Genomic DNA, 17024 nt, shown 5'->3' on the forward strand with positions numbered 1-17024 from the left:
TAGTACTNACTTCTTCTTTTCATTTATAATAGATTTAATCTTTCCTTTTAGATAAAAAGTATGAATGCTTAGATCTTTATGAAAACAATTGATTCCCTTTTAAATTTCATGTGAATAAGTTACGATTTGTTTAGGTGCTGTAAACAAAAGTTAAAACCGTATATTTTGAGGATGGTGAGAATATGGAAGTGAAATGGATCGATTGGGTAAAACAAATACAAGCCATTGCTCAGGCTGGTTTAACGTATTCAAAAGATGTGTATGATATGGAACGTTTCGGGCAATTACGTGATCTTTCAGTTACGATGATGTCTCATTATACGAAGACAGATTGGGAAGTGGTAGAGAGATTATTTGCCAATGAAATGGGTTATCAAACACCAAAAGTAGATATTCGGGCTGTCGTGTATCAGGATGGAAAATTATTATTTGTGAAAGAAAAAAGTGACGGGAAATGGGCTCTTCCAGGTGGCTGGGCAGATGTTGGCTATACGCCAACAGAAGTGGCAGCAAAAGAAGTGTGGGAGGAAACGGGTTATAAAGTTGATCATTTTCGATTATTAGCAGTATTTGATAAAGAAAAACATTATCCATCACCATCAGCAATGCATGTATATAAAATATTTATTGGTTGTGAAATTGTTGGGGGCGAAAAACAAACAAGTATTGAAACAGAAGAAGTGACCTTTTTTGGTGAAAAAGAAATCCCAGAGTTATCGACTGCTAGAAATACAGAGTGGCAAATTAGAGAGATGTTTGCCTGTATGAAAGATAGGAATAAAAGCTCCTTACTTGATTAAGAAAATATGTAAAGATAAGAATAAAGATAGTTTAACAGTACTCCAACAGAAGTCCCCTTCCTCAAGCACATGCAGGTCATAGTCCAGGGATCATTCACAGCGTATAAATCTCTTTTTCTTTCTATTCTTGCCTGGTATATTTATAATGAATTGTACATATTTTGGGTAAAGAATGAGGAATATATTGGCATGCATAAATCTTTGTGGGATAATAAGAAGGTATGTAAGCAGAAAAGGAGATAGAAAAGCAAATGTTAGCAAATTTAATAGAGCAGTTATTGCAATTTTTCGCAAGTTTAGGATACTTTGGAGTTGCTTTAGGGCTAATGATTGAAATTATTCCGAGTGAGATTGTCCTTTCTTATGCTGGTTTTTTAGTTGCGCAAGATAAAATAAGTTTTATTGGGGCAGTAATCGCCGGTACAATTGGCGGTACATTAGCACAAATCTTTTTATACTGGTTAGGATATTACGGAGGGCGTCCGGTAGTTGAAAAATATGGTAAATATTTATTGATTAACAAGCATCATTTAGATGTAGCCGAAAGTTGGTTTAAACGTTATGGTGCGGGGGTAATCTTCTCTGCTCGTTTCATCCCAATTGTACGCCATGCGATTTCAATACCAGCAGGATTAGCGAAAATGCCTTTAAAACTTTTTACACTATATACAGTAGTTGCGATTATTCCATGGTCAATTCTCTTTATTTATTTAGGAGAAAAACTAGGTGGGAATTGGCGGCATATTAAAGAATATGCAGCTGATTATACGCATTACATAATTATTGGGGCAGTGCTCTTTATTGCTCTTTATTTCGGTTTAAAGGTATTGAAAAAAAGAAAAACAGTTCGTTAAAGCCAATGATTTCATTGGCTTTTTTTATACGTTTCAGTTCTAAAATAAAGAAGTTGTCCATAATGTGTAGTAATAAAGCGTAGCGGGGGAATGAAATGAAAGGATCACCGTTTTTACGTGGAACATTATTTTTAACGATGGCAACGATGATATCTAAAATGCTTGGATTTATATATGTTATCCCATTTACAGCGATGGTTGGTACTAGTGGATACATATTATATACATATGCATATCGGCCATATACAATTATGCTGAGCATTGCAACGATGGGATTGCCACTTGCTGTTTCTAAAATGGTTTCAAAATACGATGAGTTAAATGATTATCATACAGTAAAACGGGTGCTAAAAAGTGGAATGTTTTTTATGGTTTTTATGGGAATTGTTTCATTTCTAGTTCTTTATATGTTAGCTCCATATCTTGCAAAGCTAGTGATCGATGGAAGTGATCAAACTGGTAATAGTATGACTGCTGTGACGTATAATATTCGAATTGTTAGTTTTGCATTATTGATTGTACCAGTAATGAGTTTATTGCGCGGCTTTTTTCAAGGATTTCAATCTATGGGACCGTCAGCATCTAGTGTAGTTGTGGAACAGTTTTTTCGTGTCTTAACAATCTTAATAGGAAGCTTTGTTGTTTTGCATATTTTGAAAGCGTCTGTTTCGTTAGCGGTTGGAGTTTCAACTTTTGGTGCATTTATGGGGGCAGCGGCAGGATTGACTGTTTTGATAGGTTTTTATATGAGAAGGCGGAAATATTTAAAACGGAAAGAGATTGCCAGTATCCCACAGACAACGAAGTCCTTTTTTGCTTTATACAAAGAGCTATTTACGTATTCAATTCCATTTGTTGCTGTTGGGTTAGCGATTCCGTTGTATCAAACAATTGATACATTTACAATCAATAAACTTTTAATAGAGATAGGTTACGTACAAGGTGAAGCAGAAAAAATAAATGCAATAATTGGGCTTGTCCAAATGGTTGTACTTATTCCTGTATCCGTTGCAACAGCTTTTAGTATGTCTCTCGTTCCTGAAATGACGAAAGCTTATACAGTTGGAAATGAACAATTATTATATAAGCATTTCACGAAAACGAATTTACTTGTTGTAGGGATTACAATTCCCGCAGCAATTGGAATGATTATATTAGCCCAACCTATATACACTCTTTTATTTGGAGTAGGAAATGATCCAAGTTTAGGAAGTGTTATTTTACGGTACTATGCACCAGCGTGTATATTATTTTCATTGTTTACAGTTACTGCTGCGATGTTACAAGGGATTGATCAGCAAAAAAAAACAGTTCTAGGTTTAACCTTAGGAATTATAATAAAGATTGTACTAAATATTATATTATTGCCGTACTTTGACTACACCAGTTTTATTATCTCAACATATGCAGGCTACACAGTTTCAGTTTCATTTAACTTGTGGATGCTGTCTAAATATGTTATAAAGGCAACATGAGCTTTTGAAAAGACAGAGCAATCTCTGTCTTTTTCTATTTTGAAAGAAATTATGAAGAAAAGCGTTTTCAAAATAATTTTCTATTGAAATTTAAACGTTTGTTTCATATGCTGAAAATAGCGGTTCAAAAACTGTTGTTTAAGTGAGGTAGATTCCCACATGTAAAAAGAATCGGGGTGATAGTATGTTAAATATTTATTTAACAGACCGAAACGGAAAACTACAAGAAATAGAGGAAATTCAAAAAGGTTGTTGGATTAATGTACTCCATCCAACAGAGGAAGAAATTCAATTTCTAGTGCAAACATTGAATGTAGAATTGGATTTTATTAAAGACCCTTTGGATGATGAAGAACGATCTCGGATTGAAAAAGAAGATGACAATGCATTAATTATCGTTGATATTCCAACAGTAAGGCATGATGAAGAAGGAAATTCAATATACGACACGATTCCAATTGGTATGATTGTAATGCCGGAATGTTTCGTTACAATCTGTTTAGAAGAAAATCCGATTTTCGAGCGATTTATTAATCAGCGTATTAAAGAATTTTATACTTTTAAAAAGACTCGTTTTGCATTGCAGCTCTTATATACGATTTCTACTTATTATTTACGATACTTAAAACAAATTAACCGAAAAACAATCGACCTAGAGCACGAGTTAAATAAGTCGATGAAAAATAAAGAAATCTTTACATTATTAGGTCTTGAAAAGAGTTTAGTGTATTTTACAACATCTTTAAAAGCAAACAAAATTGTTATTCAAAAGTTAATGCGCAATAATACGTTTATTAAAATGTATGAAGATGATCAAGATTTACTAGAAGATGTATTAATTGAAAATAAACAGGCCATTGAAATGGCTGAAATATATAGTAATATTTTAAGTGGTATGATGAATACGTTTAGTTCGGTTATTTCTAATAATTTAAACAGTGTTATGAAGTTTTTAACTTCTATGACAATCATATTATCAGTGCCAACAATGGTTTCCAGTTTTTTTGGAATGAATGTTCCAGTTCCTTTAAGTGAAAATCCGCATGGTTTTTTAATGGCTATGATTATATCCGCAATATTATCTTGCGTAATGGCCTTTATTTTTTGGAAGAAACGTTATTTTTAAATCATATGAAAGCTGTTCTAGCATAGTTATCAAACTGCGCTAGAGCAGCTTTTTTGTCGTAATAAAACGTTTCTTATATACAATATGTGTATTGAGGAAAAACTTATTTCCATGATTTGTAGATTTGAAAAGGGCTTGTTCAAATAATAAATTGAGGTTAAAATTACATATTGTTAATGAAAAGATGGAGGAAATACATCATGGAATTGTTTCAGTTACCGAAAGCATTCCTGCAAATGAATACGATTTTTATCTCAATTTTAATTGAAGCACTACCATTTGTGCTAATTGGTGTATTTATTTCAGGATTCATTCAAATGTTTGTGACAGAAGATATGGTGGCAAAATGGATGCCCAAAAATCGATTTCTGTCTGTATTATTAGCTACTTTTCTTGGCATGATGTTTCCAGGGTGTGAATGTGGAATCGTTCCAATTGTAAGACGTTTAATTGGGAAAGGTGTTCCGCCGTATGCTGGAATTGCATTTATGTTAACGGGGCCAATTATTAATCCGGTTGTATTATTTGCAACATATGTTGCGTTTGGAAGTAGTATGCATATGGTGTGGTATCGTTCCATTGTAGCCATTATTGTAGCTATTATCGTTGGACTTATATTATCGTTTATGTTTAAAGATCATCAACTACGTGATGAACATTTCCCAGAGGTGGATCATAAGCGTCCTTTGCGTAAAAAGATGTGGGACGTATGTACACATGCGGTTGAAGAGTTTTTCTCAATGGGGAAATACTTAGTAGTGGGAGCATTAATTGCTGCTGCAGTTCAAACATTTGTACAAACTTCAACACTACTTTCTATAGGGCAAGGACCGTTCTCTTCATCAGCTGTTATGATGGGACTTGCGTATATTTTATCACTATGTTCAGAAGCGGATGCTTTTATTGCATCTTCGTTCCAAAGTACATTTTCAACAGCATCACTTGTCGCGTTCCTCGTTTATGGACCGATGGTGGATATTAAAAATATGTTTATGATGCTTGCGACATTTAAAACAAAATTTGTAATTGTTGTGATAGCTACAGTTACACTTGTGGTTTATGCAAGCTCACTACTCATTTATGCGATGGGGTGGTAGGTTATGTTTCGAGCATATATTTTACTCGGATTTACAATCTTAATTGCGCAGCTTCATATTTCAGGTAATATAACAAAGTATATAAATATGAAGTACGCATATTTATCAAAAACAGCTGCAATTATTTTAGGGTTTTTAACACTTATTCAAATCATTGTTGTTTTCCAAAAGGAACACAAAAAGGAAAAAGATCAGCACAGTTGTGGTTGTGATCATAGTCATTGTGGACATGATCATTCAAAAGATGAAAACACATGGTGGAAACGAACTTTTGCGTATACATTATTTTGTTTCCCTATTATTTCAGGACTATTCTTTCCAATTGCGACGTTAGATTCAGATATTGTTAAAGCGAAAGGATTTCATTTCCCTGTTGCGCAAGCAGAGAGTACAGATCCATTTATTACAAGGCAGTTTTTAAGACCCGATACGAGTATTTACTATGGAAAAGAAGGGTATCGTGGTGTGATGGAAAAAGGAAAAAAAGAATACGTCACAAAAGATAATATTGCCTTGAAGGATGAAGACTTCTTAAAAGGTATAGAAACAATTTATAATTATCCTGGTGAATTTACAGGTAAGACACTTTCGTTTAAAGGATTTGTTTTCCGCGATGATTCTTCAAAGAAAGAACAATATTTCTTATTCCGCTTTGGTATTATTCATTGTGTAGCCGATTCAGGTGTATACGGGATGTTAGTGAAAAAGCCAGATGGAGTAGAGTGGAAGAATGATGATTGGATTGAAGTGGAAGGTGAAATTTCAACTGAATTTTATCAACCATTCCATGCAAATATTCCTGTTTTGGAAGTAACAAAATGGAATAAAGTTGAACAGCCGAAAGAACAATATGTATTTAGAGGAGCCGATTGATTATAATCGGTTCTTTTTTATAGACATAAATTTATGAAAATTGCTAATATATAATATATAGTTCACCTAGTGTAATTTTTATATACAAGATGAACAAAAAAGCATAGGGTAGTTCCAATGTTTTCATATTAATTAATATATAGGATGCATGGGACTAGGAGAATTTAGGGAGTATTTATTTCGTTTTCATGTTATGAAAGGTTTATGAATGAATTAAAGAGGTGAAGGAAATGGAAGAAACAAATGGGAAAACAGTTAATGAATCAAGAGTTTTTAAAACAAGTCGTGTCTTTCCAACAGATTTAAATGATCATAACACATTATTTGGAGGTAAAATATTAGCTGAAATGGATATGATTGCATCTATCTCAGCAACGAGACATTCACGAATGGAATGTGTAACGGCATCAATGGACTGGGTAGATTTTTTACATCCAGTTCGTTCAACTGATTGTGTGAGCTATGAATCGTTTGTCATTTGGACAGGGAGAACGTCGATGGAAGTGTTTGTAAAGGTAGTAGCGGAAGATTTAATTTCTGGTGAAAAACGAATTGCAGCAACATCTTTTGTTACATTTGTAGCACTTGGGAAAGAAAATAATCCAGTTCCTGTTCCGCGTGTAATTCCCGAAACAGAGGGAGAAAAAAAATTACATGAAATTGCTGTTTTACGTGCGCAACAACGTCATATTCGAAAAGCAGAAAGTAAGAAAATTGCAACGTTATTAACTTTATAAGTAATTTGAAATGAAAAGCGGACACCTAAATTTAGGTGTCCGCTTTTATAGTTTTTTCATCTGCATATCGCTCTTTCGGGTGTCTAACTAGCAAAAGCAAGCAGCACCGACGATAATTAAGAGGATAAATAGTACGACAAGTAACGCGAATCCATTTCCATGTGCGAAGCCCATTGTTATTTCCTCCTTTTATTTTAAGATACAACATACAATATGCAAATTCACTCTTGTTTGACAGGGACATATATCACGAAAATATAGATTTTTCTTGTATGTTAACGTGAAAAAAAGGAAAGATATAGGAATAACTGTTTTTGAAGAAAGGGTTTTATCCATGAAAAAATGTGTATCCATTTTGTTATGGATCATAGGGATATTCATATGGATGAACATCGATTTAGAGATGGGGAAGAAAATGACTAGTGGGCTTGAAATATCACAAATTCGATACGGGAATTTCCAATTATATACAAGCGGAACGGATTTGTATCAAAATTTGTTTGATGATATAAATCGTTCAGAAAAGTATGTCTATATTCATTTTTATATTGTTGGTAAAGATGAAGTGAGTCGTAATTTTTTACAATTATTAGAGAAGAAAGCATCGAGCGGTGTGGATGTGAAATTATCAGTAGACCGTATAGGTGGCTATAAAATGAAGAAACAAGTGATTCAGCAGTTAAAAGAAAAGGGTGTTAAGTTTACTTTTAGTAAAAAGCCTAAATTAAAGAATTTGTTTTATTCATTGCATCAACGTAACCACCGGCGTATTGCGGTGATAGATGGAAAGATATCTTACATTGGTGGTTTTAACATTGGAAAGGAGTATCTCGGTAAGGATCCTAAATTTGGGAAATGGCGTGATTATCAGTTGCGTATTGAAGGAGATGGAGCGACTGATATGGAACAGAAATTTGCAGAAGATTGGTATGCGGATACTGGTGAAAAACTTTCTTTGTACAAAGGACCATCTCAGCAAGGAAATGCAAAGTATCAATATGTATTTTCAGATGGGAAAGGGTTATGGCAGGAATACGGTGCATTATTAAAAGGGGCTAAAAAATCATTAATCATTGCAACGCCGTATTTTGTACCAAGTAAGGAAATGATGGATGGTTTACAAGAAGCATTGCGGCGTGGCGTGACGGTAAAGATTCTTGTTCCTTTTAAAAGTGACGCTCTGTTACTAAAACAAGCTGCTTATCCGCATTTAAAAAAGATGCTGGATGCCGGTGCGGAAGTCTATCAATACCGGAATGGTTTTTTTCATGGAAAGGTGACAATAATTGATGATATAAGTGTTGATGTAGGAACAGCTAATTTTGATAATCGTAGTTTTTACATAAATACAGAGTCGGACTGTTTTATATATGATAAAGCAGTTGTAGCTGAGGTATGGAAACGACTACAAGAGGATTTTCATGATTCTAAACGCTTAACTGATAAAGATTTTGACAAAATAAATAGCTGGGATTGGTTTCTAGCAAAGGTAGCAAATGTTCTGGCATCCTATTTATAGGCATATATTTAGAGGGAAGGGGGAGCTATGATATGAGATGTATGGAAGAGTTAATGAAGTGTAGCTATGAAATGATTCATATGATTGGTGAGTATATGAATAGGGTGGAAGGTGAAGAGTTAAAGGATATATTAAAACAACATTTGCCCTATATTTTGCAAGCTTACAATGAACAAGTGAACTTTCAAGAAGGTGAAAATATACAGCATATGATTTGTGAACAACTGAAGTCCCCCCTTATACAAAATGATATACCGATGAAGAATACAAGTCAGGGTGACATTGAACTTGCTATTTCCTATATTTCGAATTTAAAAAGATTAGCACTCAGATTCGCCCAAGTTGCTGTAGAAGTTGCAAATCCGGAATTTCGATCATTTTTGGAAAACTGCTTTGTTAAAATGAATCGTTATGCATATAGTGTATGGCAATATGTTGTGAAAAAAGAATATACAATAGAGAATATATATGAAGACGAAAGATTTGCATAGAATAAAAAAACAAGACGGCATATAAGCTGTCTTGTTTTTTTGAAAAGAATTATAAGCTTTTTACCATTCCACCATCAACAAGGAATGATTGCCCAGTCATATAAGTATTTGCATCGGATGCAAGGAATGTAGCAAATTTAGCGAATTCACTAGGACGACCATATCTTCCAAGTGGGATAATTGCTTCATATTGTTTTTGAACGTCTTCTACTGTAATTCCGCGCTTTTCGGCAGCTGTTTCATCGAGAGAAGCGATGCGGTCTGTAGCAATACGTCCAGGAGCAATCGTATTAATTAAAATGTTATATGGAGCAAGCTCAGATGCTAACGTTTTTGCTAAGCCTGTAATGCCGACGCGGAATGTATTCGATAATAGTAATCCGGGAATGGGCTCTTTAATAGAAGACGAAGCAATGTTAATAATTTTGCCGCCTTGCTCTTTCATATATGGAAGTACTTCACGAATCATACGAACGTAACTTAATAAATTAAGCTCAAATGAATTGTACCAATCTTCGTCTGTTAATTGTTCAAATGTACCAGGCTTAGGGCCGCCGGCATTGTTTACTAAAATATCAATTGTGCCAAAGGTTTGTACAGTATATTCTACCGCTTGTTTCATGTTTTCTTTGTTTGTAACATCACAAACTGTATACATGGCAGTGCCTTTATTAAGAGCGATCAATTCTTTTTGTAAAGATGCTAGCTTTTCTTCATTACGACTAAGTAGCATAACATTTGTTCCTTCTTTTACAAGTTCCGTAGCAATCGCTTTTCCTAAACCTTGACTAGAAGCAACAACTAGAGCAGTTTTTCCAGCTAATCCAAGTTCCATATATATCAACCTTTCTTTGTTATATTATTTTTATTATAAGTGAAAAAGATCCAAAATAAAAAACAAACGCCTCTCTTATCAGAAAATTTACAGAAATTTACCGTATCTTTACTCTTTTCTCATATTATCTTCAAAAAAGAGAAGTAATATGAGATTGTACATATTCTATCAAAAGGGGGATAAGCAAATGAATAAATGGGTTAAATCTTTAACTGCTATGGCACTTGCGAGCTCTTTATTTATGGTAGGTTGTAGTAAAGGTGAGGACAAAAAGAAGGATGAGGACAAAACATCACAGCAAGATGAAAAGAAAGATCAAGAAACGAGCAAGGATAGTAATTCTTCAGATTCAAAGGAAAAAAAATAATATTTTGAATGGTAGGGCTTTCTCACGTGTTGGGGAAGCTTTTTTAGTTGCATATTTATCGTTTTTGAGAAAGAATAGAGAAAAATAGTAAGTAAGGAGTACGAAGATGAAAATATGTATATTTGGTGCAACTGGAAGAGTTGGGTCACAGTTAATGAAACTAGCATTACAAGATTCACATGATATCACAGTATTAGTTCGTGATCAAAATAAGCTTATGATGAGACATGATAAGCTACATATCGTAGAAGGGGATGTATTACAGGGAAATGATGTGAAGAAAGCTTTAAAGGACGCTGAGCTCGTTTTAAGCGCTCTTGGAACAGATGGAAATAGAACATTATCGAATAGTATACCTAGCATTATAAAACATATGGGGAAAGAGGGAGTAAAAAGGATTATTACGATAGGAACAGCAGGCATTTTACAGGCGCGGACAAATCAGAAGATATATCGATTTCAATCGGAAGAATCAAAAAGAAAAACCACAACGGCTGCAGAAGATCATTTAGCTGCTTATGTAGCTTTAAAAAATAGTGGGCTATGCTGGACAATTGTTTGTCCTACACATTTAATTGATGGTGAAGAAACGGGTATATACCGGACGGAGACGGATATGTTACCACTGGATGGATCAAAAATTACGGTAGGAGATACAGCTCGTTTTACGTGGTCTCTAATAAATGAAAAAGTATATGAAAATAGCCGTGTAGGCATTGCTTATTAAAAAAACCATCCCTGAAAAGGGATGGTTAAAAAAGAATGTAACATACAAAAATGATAATCATAATAATTTGTAAAATTGCTTTTGCTACTGTACTGCTTAAGAAGCCGACGACTGTAGCAATTCCGACCATAAACGCTTCTTGTGGTGTCTTTTTATGCATTATTTCTGTCACGAAAACAGACAGAAATGGAATGATAATGAGACCAAATGGTGGGAAGAAAAAGGAGCCGATAATAATAGAAACCATTCCCACACGTTCACCCCATTTGGTACTTCCATATTTCTTTAAGAAGTATCCATTTGCGATAAAATCAGCAACGAAAATAATGATGGTAAAAATGATTTGAAGGATCCAAAAACTTATTGTTAGCTCCCCACCATTTATGGCAAAATGATAAATGAGATATCCAGCCCACAGTGCAAGTATGCCAGGGATAATCGGATAGATAAACGCAATAAACGATACGATAAAACAAGCAATTATACAAAGTGTTAATAAAACGGTCACTTTATATCTCCTTTTTACTATCTAGTTTATGTACAGCAACTTTCTTAATTTGATGCCCATCAAGTTCTAATGCTTTGAATTGGAAACCAGCATATTCAATTGAATAGCCAACTTCAATATTTAAATCAATTGCCTGAGATAGAAGCCAGCCCCCAATTGTATCTAAATCACTATCATCGATATGTAAACCAAATATATCATTTACTTCTGAAATGAGTACTTTTCCATCCAGTACAGTGAGTTTTGGTGTGCGTTTTTCAATCATTGGCGATTCATCTGCATCAAATTCATCTTGAATTTCACCAATAATTTCTTCAATAATATCTTCCATTGTTAATAGGCCAGCTGTCCCGCCGTATTCATCCACTACAATTGCCATTTGCACACGATTCTTTTGAAGATGAATTAATGTTTTACGGATTGGTACTGTTTCAAATACAGTTAAGACCGGATGTATATACGCTTCTAAAGGTTTTTGAATCCCCTTCGTTTGGTCGTGAAAAATTTCTTTTGTGTTTAGCATCCCGATAATATCATCTTTATCTTTTTCAATAATCGGATAACGTGTATATTTTTCAGATGCCACGATATCCATATTTTCTTCTAATGTATTTTCGGTAGATAAACAAACCATTTCTGTGCGAGGTACCATAATTTCTTTGGCAACACGATCATCAAATTCGAAAATATTGTTTACATATTTGTATTCAGTTTGATTAATTTCACCACTTTTAAAGCTTTCACCTAAAATAAGTCGTAATTCTTCTTCTGAGTGAGCAAGTTCATTTTCTTTTGCTGGTTCTAAGCCGAATAGTTTTGTAAAGAATACGGCTGTACTATTAAGTGACCAAATGAAAGGATACATGATTTTATCAAACCAAATGAGTGGTTTGGCAAATTTTAATGTAATAGCCTCCGCTTTTTGAATTGCAAAAGATTTTGGAACAAGTTCCCCCAATACAACATGGAAAAAAGTGATGACACTAAATGCAATGATAAACGATAGCGTATTAGCCATTGCTCCAGTAATATTTATTTTTTCAAATAGTGGTCGTAGTAAGTGTTCAACAGTTGGTTCACCAAGCCAACCAAGGCCTAAAGACGTGATAGTAATACCAAGCTGACAGGCTGATAAGTATACATCTAAGTTAGAAACAACGCTTCTGGCAGCTAATGCTTGCTTATTTCCTTCATTTGCAAGCTGATCAATTCTACTTTTTCGTACTTTTACAACCGCAAATTCAGATGCGACGAAAAAGCCAGAAATGAGAATAAGTACAAAAATGAGAAAAATATTTAATATGTCCAAGTGTGTTCTCTACTCCGAAGTTGGAATAAAGATGTCACCTCCTGCAAGTATGTTATACTTTTATAATAAATCGAAATGAAAATAATAGTCAAAGGAAATGAGTAAATATTGGAATGTTTTTCTAACCATACATGAATTTGTTGGTATTTTACCCTGAATGAAAGGGGAATAACCCTCCATTTTTAAAAGGAGGGAGATAGCATGAAGCTTAATTACTTTGTCAGTGTTTTTGTGATAGTGTAAGTTTGATGTTTAGACTGGTTTGTTGTCCACACGGATTGAAGAAAGGAAAGAATGATGTATGGAATATAAATGAGTAGCAGTCCAATTGTGACAACGGTCGGGGAACTTCCTCCAAATTGAATAATAAATTGTAGTAATCCTTTCGTATGAAAAATACATTCCATATAAAAAAATGACAGAATGATGGAGCTTAAAATAGATTTATGATTTGAAACATTTGCCATAAATAACGTATTAATGAGAAAAGATGAATCACGTAAATCATGTTCTGCAGTTTTATTTAAAAATGGAATCCATTTTTTAATTGCCTGTATAACAATAATCATTGATGTACTACTTATGATGATGAGAGAGGAAAGGAATGGAATTGTTATGTACTTTGCGATGTATAAAGAAATTAAAACAATAGAACATTGTAATAAAGCAGTACTGAATGAGTATGGAATCCAGCGCAATATTGAAGTATATTTTTTTAGTTGTTTTGGTGCCTTTAAGAATAAACGTCCCATTGTTAAGCTAATTGAAAAACCAATTGCGAGTGTGAATGTAAAACGCACGATTGATAAAAAGTATACTTCCCACATATAAGGGAATAGAAGTGTAGATTGTCCTGGAGCATGTAAAGTTGTGGTTGAATTTATAATAGGTTGTGATGAAAAAAGAATGGATTCATGCATCCAATCAATCATCGGGATGAAAATGGATGGAAAATGAGCGAGATTATGAAAAATCCCAAGTAAACCTTTCAAATAAGAAGACTCATGAGTTAATAATAAGGCGGGAATGGGGCTTATGATAAGAATAATAAGGAATCCTACAAAAAAGCGATATGTGTAAGAACGAAATAATGAAGACATAAAGGTTCACCTGCTCTTTGAAAATTCAGAAAATTCTTATTCTTATTTTAGCGCTTTTTTGCTAAAGTTACAATATCTTTTTCTTTACATATGGGTATAGGCTAGGATTATAAGTAATTCTCTTTATTTTCAGCTATAGTCAGTAACTAGCTTAAGTATGATAAGTTGCTTATATTATTTGTTGTACAGAATGATAATCTACTAAATTTCTCAAAAATGAATCATTCATGAACAAATAATGACAATAATATGAAAAGATTTCAGAAAAATAAAATAAATTATTTATTTTTTTCTGAAAATATAATATAGTTATGGCACAGAAAGTATTTTAACATAAGGAGGCTTTTTATGAGGATTAAAGGAAATTATGTGCCAAAAAGAGAAGTTTTATATTGCTCCATTTCATTTACAATAGGTGAAGCATTGGATCATTTAAATAAAACAGGTTATCGTTGTGTGCCAGTTTTAGATGAAAAGAAAGAGAAATTTTTAGGGAATGTATATAAAGTAGATATTTTAGAATATAAAGGTTCATTAGAAGATGATTTATCAGAATTATTAAATGATAAAGAGGGCTATGTGAGAGAAGACTCTTCTTTCTTTAAAGTGTTCTTTACAATTAAGAAGCTACCATATTTGTCCGTTATCGATGAGAAAGGGACATTTCTTGGAATCTTAACTCATAAAAAGGTATTTGAGTTATTAGAGGATGCATGGGGTGTTCATTCTAGCAGGTATTCTGTTATGGTGGGAACCCAAGATTATAATGGAGCGATTCAAAAACTATCTACAGTTTTGAAAAAATATAGTGGCATTCAAAGTTTAATGACATTTGATAATGATGCGTTATTAGTACGCAGAATTATGTTTACACTAGGCGAAGAATTTAAACCAGAAGAATTAGATTCATTGCTTAAGGATTTAGAAGACCATGGATTTCGCGTTGTATATGTAGAAGAAATGAATAATCCACGTGAAGTGGAGACAATAGAATAGAAGATACAAAGCCATCTGTATAATTTAGATGGCTTTTCGTTATACATAAAAAAGGAAATAGTAATGTTATTTTGAGATAACAAAATGAATCGTTGCATATTTGTTTCTAAAATATTTTCCTAAAAGAATAATAGACGAGGAAGGAGAACTTATTATTTTGTTTTTCGAAAAATTCTATATAAAAAATATGTTTTTATTTTTCAACTAAATATGTTACTATATGTGTGACAAAAGCAAAGAAGTCTGACAAGTTTACTCCATGGTTTAACACTCTAATGATTTAAATATTCAAAAAAATCAAAATTTATAAATTAGAGTAATAAAAAGGGGAAGTGGAGAAATTATGGAGAAAGGCATTGCCTTTTAAGGGGCGATATATTAATCAACATGAGCAGAGAGGAGGATGCATAGCATATTGTGAAAAAAGATAAAAACAATAGGGAACATGCTATGCAAGAAAAAGATGAAGGGACGATTAAGGCCAGGAGATACGATAGCAATTGGTTTGATGTTGTTTGCATTATTTTTAGGAGCAGGAAATTTAATTTTCCCACCAGTATTAGGTCAACAAGCAGGAGAAAATGTTTGGATTGCCACAATTGGATTCCTTGTGACAGGAGTCGGACTTCCTCTATTAGCTGTAACCGCTGTAGCTTTTGTAGAGGGAGACTTGAAAGCGTTATCCTCTAGAGTACATCCTATATTTGCGTTTATTTTCCCACTGATTAGTTATTTAGCGATTGGACCATTCTTTGCAATCCCGCGTACAGGGGCAGTTTCATTTGAAATGGGAATGAAGCCGTTTCTATCAGAAGCGTTTGTGTCAGAGTGGTATATGCTGTTTCTATACACAGTAGTTTTCTTTGGGGTTACTTGGTATTTATCATTAAATCCATCAAAACTAATTGATTGGTTTGGAAAGTTCCTTACCCCATTATTAGTATTAATTGTTGCTGTAATTGTTGGAAAAGCGATTATTGATCCAATTGGGGCGCCTGCTGCACCATTAGATGCATACAAAGAAAATGCATTTTTTGGCGGATTTATTCAAGGATATTTAACGATGGATGCTATTAGTGCACTTGTATTTGGGATCGTTGTTGTACAAGTTATTCGTTCAAAAGGGATAAAAGAGAGTGGACAAATTGCAAAAATAACAATTATATCAGGAATTATTGCTGTGGTAGGCTTAACATTAATTTATTTATCACTTGCTTATCTTGGTTCGACAAGTACATCACTTGGCGTTTCTGATAATGGAGGTCTTATTTTAACGAAAGTTGTAAATGAGCTATATGGAACAAGTGGAAAAGTATTGTTAGGCCTTGTTATTACACTCGCATGTTTAACAACTTCAGTTGGACTTACATCGGCGTGTGCGGGATTCTTTACAAACTTATTCCCAAGATTATCGCATAAAATGATTGTCACATTGGTATGTGCGTTTAGTTTATTTGTATCAAACTTAGGGTTAACACAGCTTATTGCTGTAACATTGCCTGTGTTACTGATTATTTATCCTGTTGCGATTGTACTAATTGTTCTGTCTTATTTCCATAAATGGATTGGGCAACGAAATACAATATATATCGGTGCAATTTTAGGGGCACTAGTTATTAGTCTATTTAACGGTTTAGAAAGTGCAAATATTAAGTTTGATGCTATAACAAATGTGTTGCAAATGCTTCCTTTATATAAGGAAGGAATTGGATGGTTATTGCCATCATGTGTTGGTGGAGTTATGGGTTACTTCCTATATAGACCAAATGAATCAAGGGAGTTACAAAAGAAAGGTGCTTAGGCATCTTTCTTTTTTTAGAGGGAATTTGCATGTTTTGTCTAAATGATAATTTGGGAGGGAGAATAAAATGGCTAATTTTGAAGACTTTTTACAGTTAGATTTACGTATTGGAACGATAAAAAAAGCAGAAGAGTTTAAAGAAGCGCGTGTACCTGCAATTAAGCTGGAAATTGACTTTGGTGAACTTGGTATGAAGCAATCCAGTGCTCAAATTACAAAGCGGTATACACCAGAAGCGTTAATTGGAAAACAAGTTGTTGCCGTAGTGAATTTTCCACCAAAACGTGTTGCAGGCTTTAAATCAGAGGTGCTTGTGTTAGGAGGAGTCCCAGAACATGGTGATGTAATCTTATTGCAACCTGATATAGAAATTCCAAATGGAACGCCAATTAGTTAATATGGGAGAGGA

Annotated in this window: 19 protein-coding genes; 14 read left to right on the forward strand and 5 right to left on the reverse strand. The window is 33.7% G+C overall.

All coding sequences use genetic code 11. The features are described 5' to 3' along the window. The first annotated feature begins 182 nt into the window (after positions 1 to 182). From BPMYX0001_RS09055 to BPMYX0001_RS09085, 7 genes are all read left to right on the forward strand, one after another. Entirely contained in the window at positions 183 to 800 is a 618-nt protein-coding gene (locus BPMYX0001_RS09055) for an NUDIX hydrolase (RefSeq protein ID WP_006094607.1), read from the forward strand. Positions 801 to 1051: 251 nt separating this feature from the next. Beyond that, positions 1052 to 1654, forward strand: a complete 603-nt coding sequence (gene uptA, locus BPMYX0001_RS09060) for an undecaprenyl phosphate transporter UptA (protein WP_003197119.1) — start codon at positions 1052 to 1054, stop codon at positions 1652 to 1654. Between the two features lie 95 nt (positions 1655 to 1749). Continuing rightward, entirely contained in the window at positions 1750 to 3129 is a 1380-nt protein-coding gene (locus tag BPMYX0001_RS09065) for a putative polysaccharide biosynthesis protein (RefSeq protein ID WP_006094608.1), read from the forward strand. A gap of 184 nt (positions 3130 to 3313) precedes the next feature. Continuing rightward, positions 3314 to 4255 carry a magnesium transporter CorA family protein gene (locus BPMYX0001_RS09070; RefSeq protein WP_003197123.1) on the forward strand — a complete coding sequence of 314 codons (942 nt, stop codon included), beginning with the start codon at positions 3314 to 3316 and terminating at the stop codon, positions 4253 to 4255. Between the two features lie 200 nt (positions 4256 to 4455). Beyond that, on the forward strand, positions 4456 to 5352 hold the full coding sequence (locus BPMYX0001_RS09075; RefSeq protein WP_006094609.1) for a permease: 897 nt from the start codon (positions 4456 to 4458) through the stop codon (positions 5350 to 5352). Between the two features lie 3 nt (positions 5353 to 5355). Further along, positions 5356 to 6225, forward strand: coding sequence for a TIGR03943 family putative permease subunit (locus BPMYX0001_RS09080; protein ID WP_006094610.1), 870 nt, complete (start codon positions 5356 to 5358; stop codon positions 6223 to 6225). A 230-nt stretch (positions 6226 to 6455) separates the two neighbouring features. Further along, positions 6456 to 6962: an acyl-CoA thioesterase gene (locus tag BPMYX0001_RS09085; protein WP_018765474.1), complete on the forward strand. Its 507-nt coding sequence runs from the start codon at positions 6456 to 6458 to the stop codon at positions 6960 to 6962. A gap of 87 nt (positions 6963 to 7049) precedes the next feature. Here BPMYX0001_RS09085 and BPMYX0001_RS30530 read toward each other — a convergent pair whose 3' ends face one another. Then, positions 7050 to 7136 carry a YjcZ family sporulation protein gene (locus BPMYX0001_RS30530; RefSeq protein WP_000505094.1) on the reverse strand — a complete coding sequence of 29 codons (87 nt, stop codon included), beginning with the start codon at positions 7134 to 7136 and terminating at the stop codon, positions 7050 to 7052. Positions 7137 to 7296: 160 nt separating this feature from the next. Between BPMYX0001_RS30530 and cls the strand changes: the two genes are divergently transcribed. Both cls and BPMYX0001_RS09095 read left to right on the forward strand, forming a co-directional pair. Next, on the forward strand, positions 7297 to 8481 hold the full coding sequence (gene cls / locus BPMYX0001_RS09090; RefSeq protein WP_033798831.1) for a cardiolipin synthase: 1185 nt from the start codon (positions 7297 to 7299) through the stop codon (positions 8479 to 8481). 32 nt (positions 8482 to 8513) lie between these two features. After that, on the forward strand, positions 8514 to 8972 hold the full coding sequence (locus tag BPMYX0001_RS09095; protein WP_018765476.1) for a spore coat protein: 459 nt from the start codon (positions 8514 to 8516) through the stop codon (positions 8970 to 8972). 49 nt (positions 8973 to 9021) lie between these two features. Here BPMYX0001_RS09095 and BPMYX0001_RS09100 read toward each other — a convergent pair whose 3' ends face one another. Then, on the reverse strand, positions 9022 to 9807 hold the full coding sequence (locus BPMYX0001_RS09100) for an SDR family oxidoreductase (protein ID WP_006094613.1): 786 nt from the start codon (positions 9805 to 9807) through the stop codon (positions 9022 to 9024). A gap of 187 nt (positions 9808 to 9994) precedes the next feature. On the opposite strand from BPMYX0001_RS09100, the gene BPMYX0001_RS09105 reads away from it, so the two are divergent. Both BPMYX0001_RS09105 and BPMYX0001_RS09110 read left to right on the forward strand, forming a co-directional pair. Beyond that, a complete protein-coding gene (locus tag BPMYX0001_RS09105) occupies positions 9995 to 10174 on the forward strand; it encodes a hypothetical protein (protein WP_016114600.1) in 180 nt (59 codons plus the stop codon). 106 nt (positions 10175 to 10280) lie between these two features. After that, entirely contained in the window at positions 10281 to 10901 is a 621-nt protein-coding gene (locus tag BPMYX0001_RS09110; RefSeq protein ID WP_003197138.1) for an NAD(P)-dependent oxidoreductase, read from the forward strand. 25 nt (positions 10902 to 10926) lie between these two features. Here the strand turns inward: BPMYX0001_RS09110 and BPMYX0001_RS09115 are convergent, their stop codons facing one another. From BPMYX0001_RS09115 to BPMYX0001_RS09125, 3 genes are all read right to left on the reverse strand, one after another. Next, a complete protein-coding gene (locus tag BPMYX0001_RS09115; RefSeq protein ID WP_006094614.1) occupies positions 10927 to 11409 on the reverse strand; it encodes a DUF456 domain-containing protein in 483 nt (160 codons plus the stop codon). 1 nt (position 11410) lies between these two features. Beyond that, positions 11411 to 12718: a hemolysin family protein gene (locus BPMYX0001_RS09120; RefSeq protein ID WP_006094615.1), complete on the reverse strand. Its 1308-nt coding sequence runs from the start codon at positions 12716 to 12718 to the stop codon at positions 11411 to 11413. Positions 12719 to 12930: 212 nt separating this feature from the next. After that, positions 12931 to 13818: a hypothetical protein gene (locus BPMYX0001_RS09125; protein ID WP_006094616.1), complete on the reverse strand. Its 888-nt coding sequence runs from the start codon at positions 13816 to 13818 to the stop codon at positions 12931 to 12933. A gap of 348 nt (positions 13819 to 14166) precedes the next feature. On the opposite strand from BPMYX0001_RS09125, the gene cbpA reads away from it, so the two are divergent. The 3 genes from cbpA (at position 14167) to csaA (ending at position 17012) form a co-directional block, all read left to right on the forward strand. Beyond that, a complete protein-coding gene (cbpA, locus tag BPMYX0001_RS09130; RefSeq protein WP_003197146.1) occupies positions 14167 to 14814 on the forward strand; it encodes a cyclic di-AMP binding protein CbpA in 648 nt (215 codons plus the stop codon). A gap of 463 nt (positions 14815 to 15277) precedes the next feature. Beyond that, the gene (brnQ4, locus tag BPMYX0001_RS09135; RefSeq protein ID WP_033798832.1) at positions 15278 to 16615 is read left to right on the forward strand and encodes a branched-chain amino acid transport system II carrier protein BrnQ4; all 1338 of its coding nucleotides are present in this window, start codon (positions 15278 to 15280) and stop codon (positions 16613 to 16615) included. A gap of 67 nt (positions 16616 to 16682) precedes the next feature. Continuing rightward, positions 16683 to 17012 carry a chaperone CsaA gene (gene csaA / locus BPMYX0001_RS09140; protein WP_003197150.1) on the forward strand — a complete coding sequence of 110 codons (330 nt, stop codon included), beginning with the start codon at positions 16683 to 16685 and terminating at the stop codon, positions 17010 to 17012. The last annotated feature ends 12 nt before the right edge of the window (positions 17013 to 17024 follow it).

Source organism: Bacillus pseudomycoides DSM 12442 (assembly GCF_000161455.1).
In the GTDB taxonomy this organism is placed as follows: Bacteria; Bacillota; Bacilli; order Bacillales; family Bacillaceae_G; genus Bacillus_A; species Bacillus_A pseudomycoides.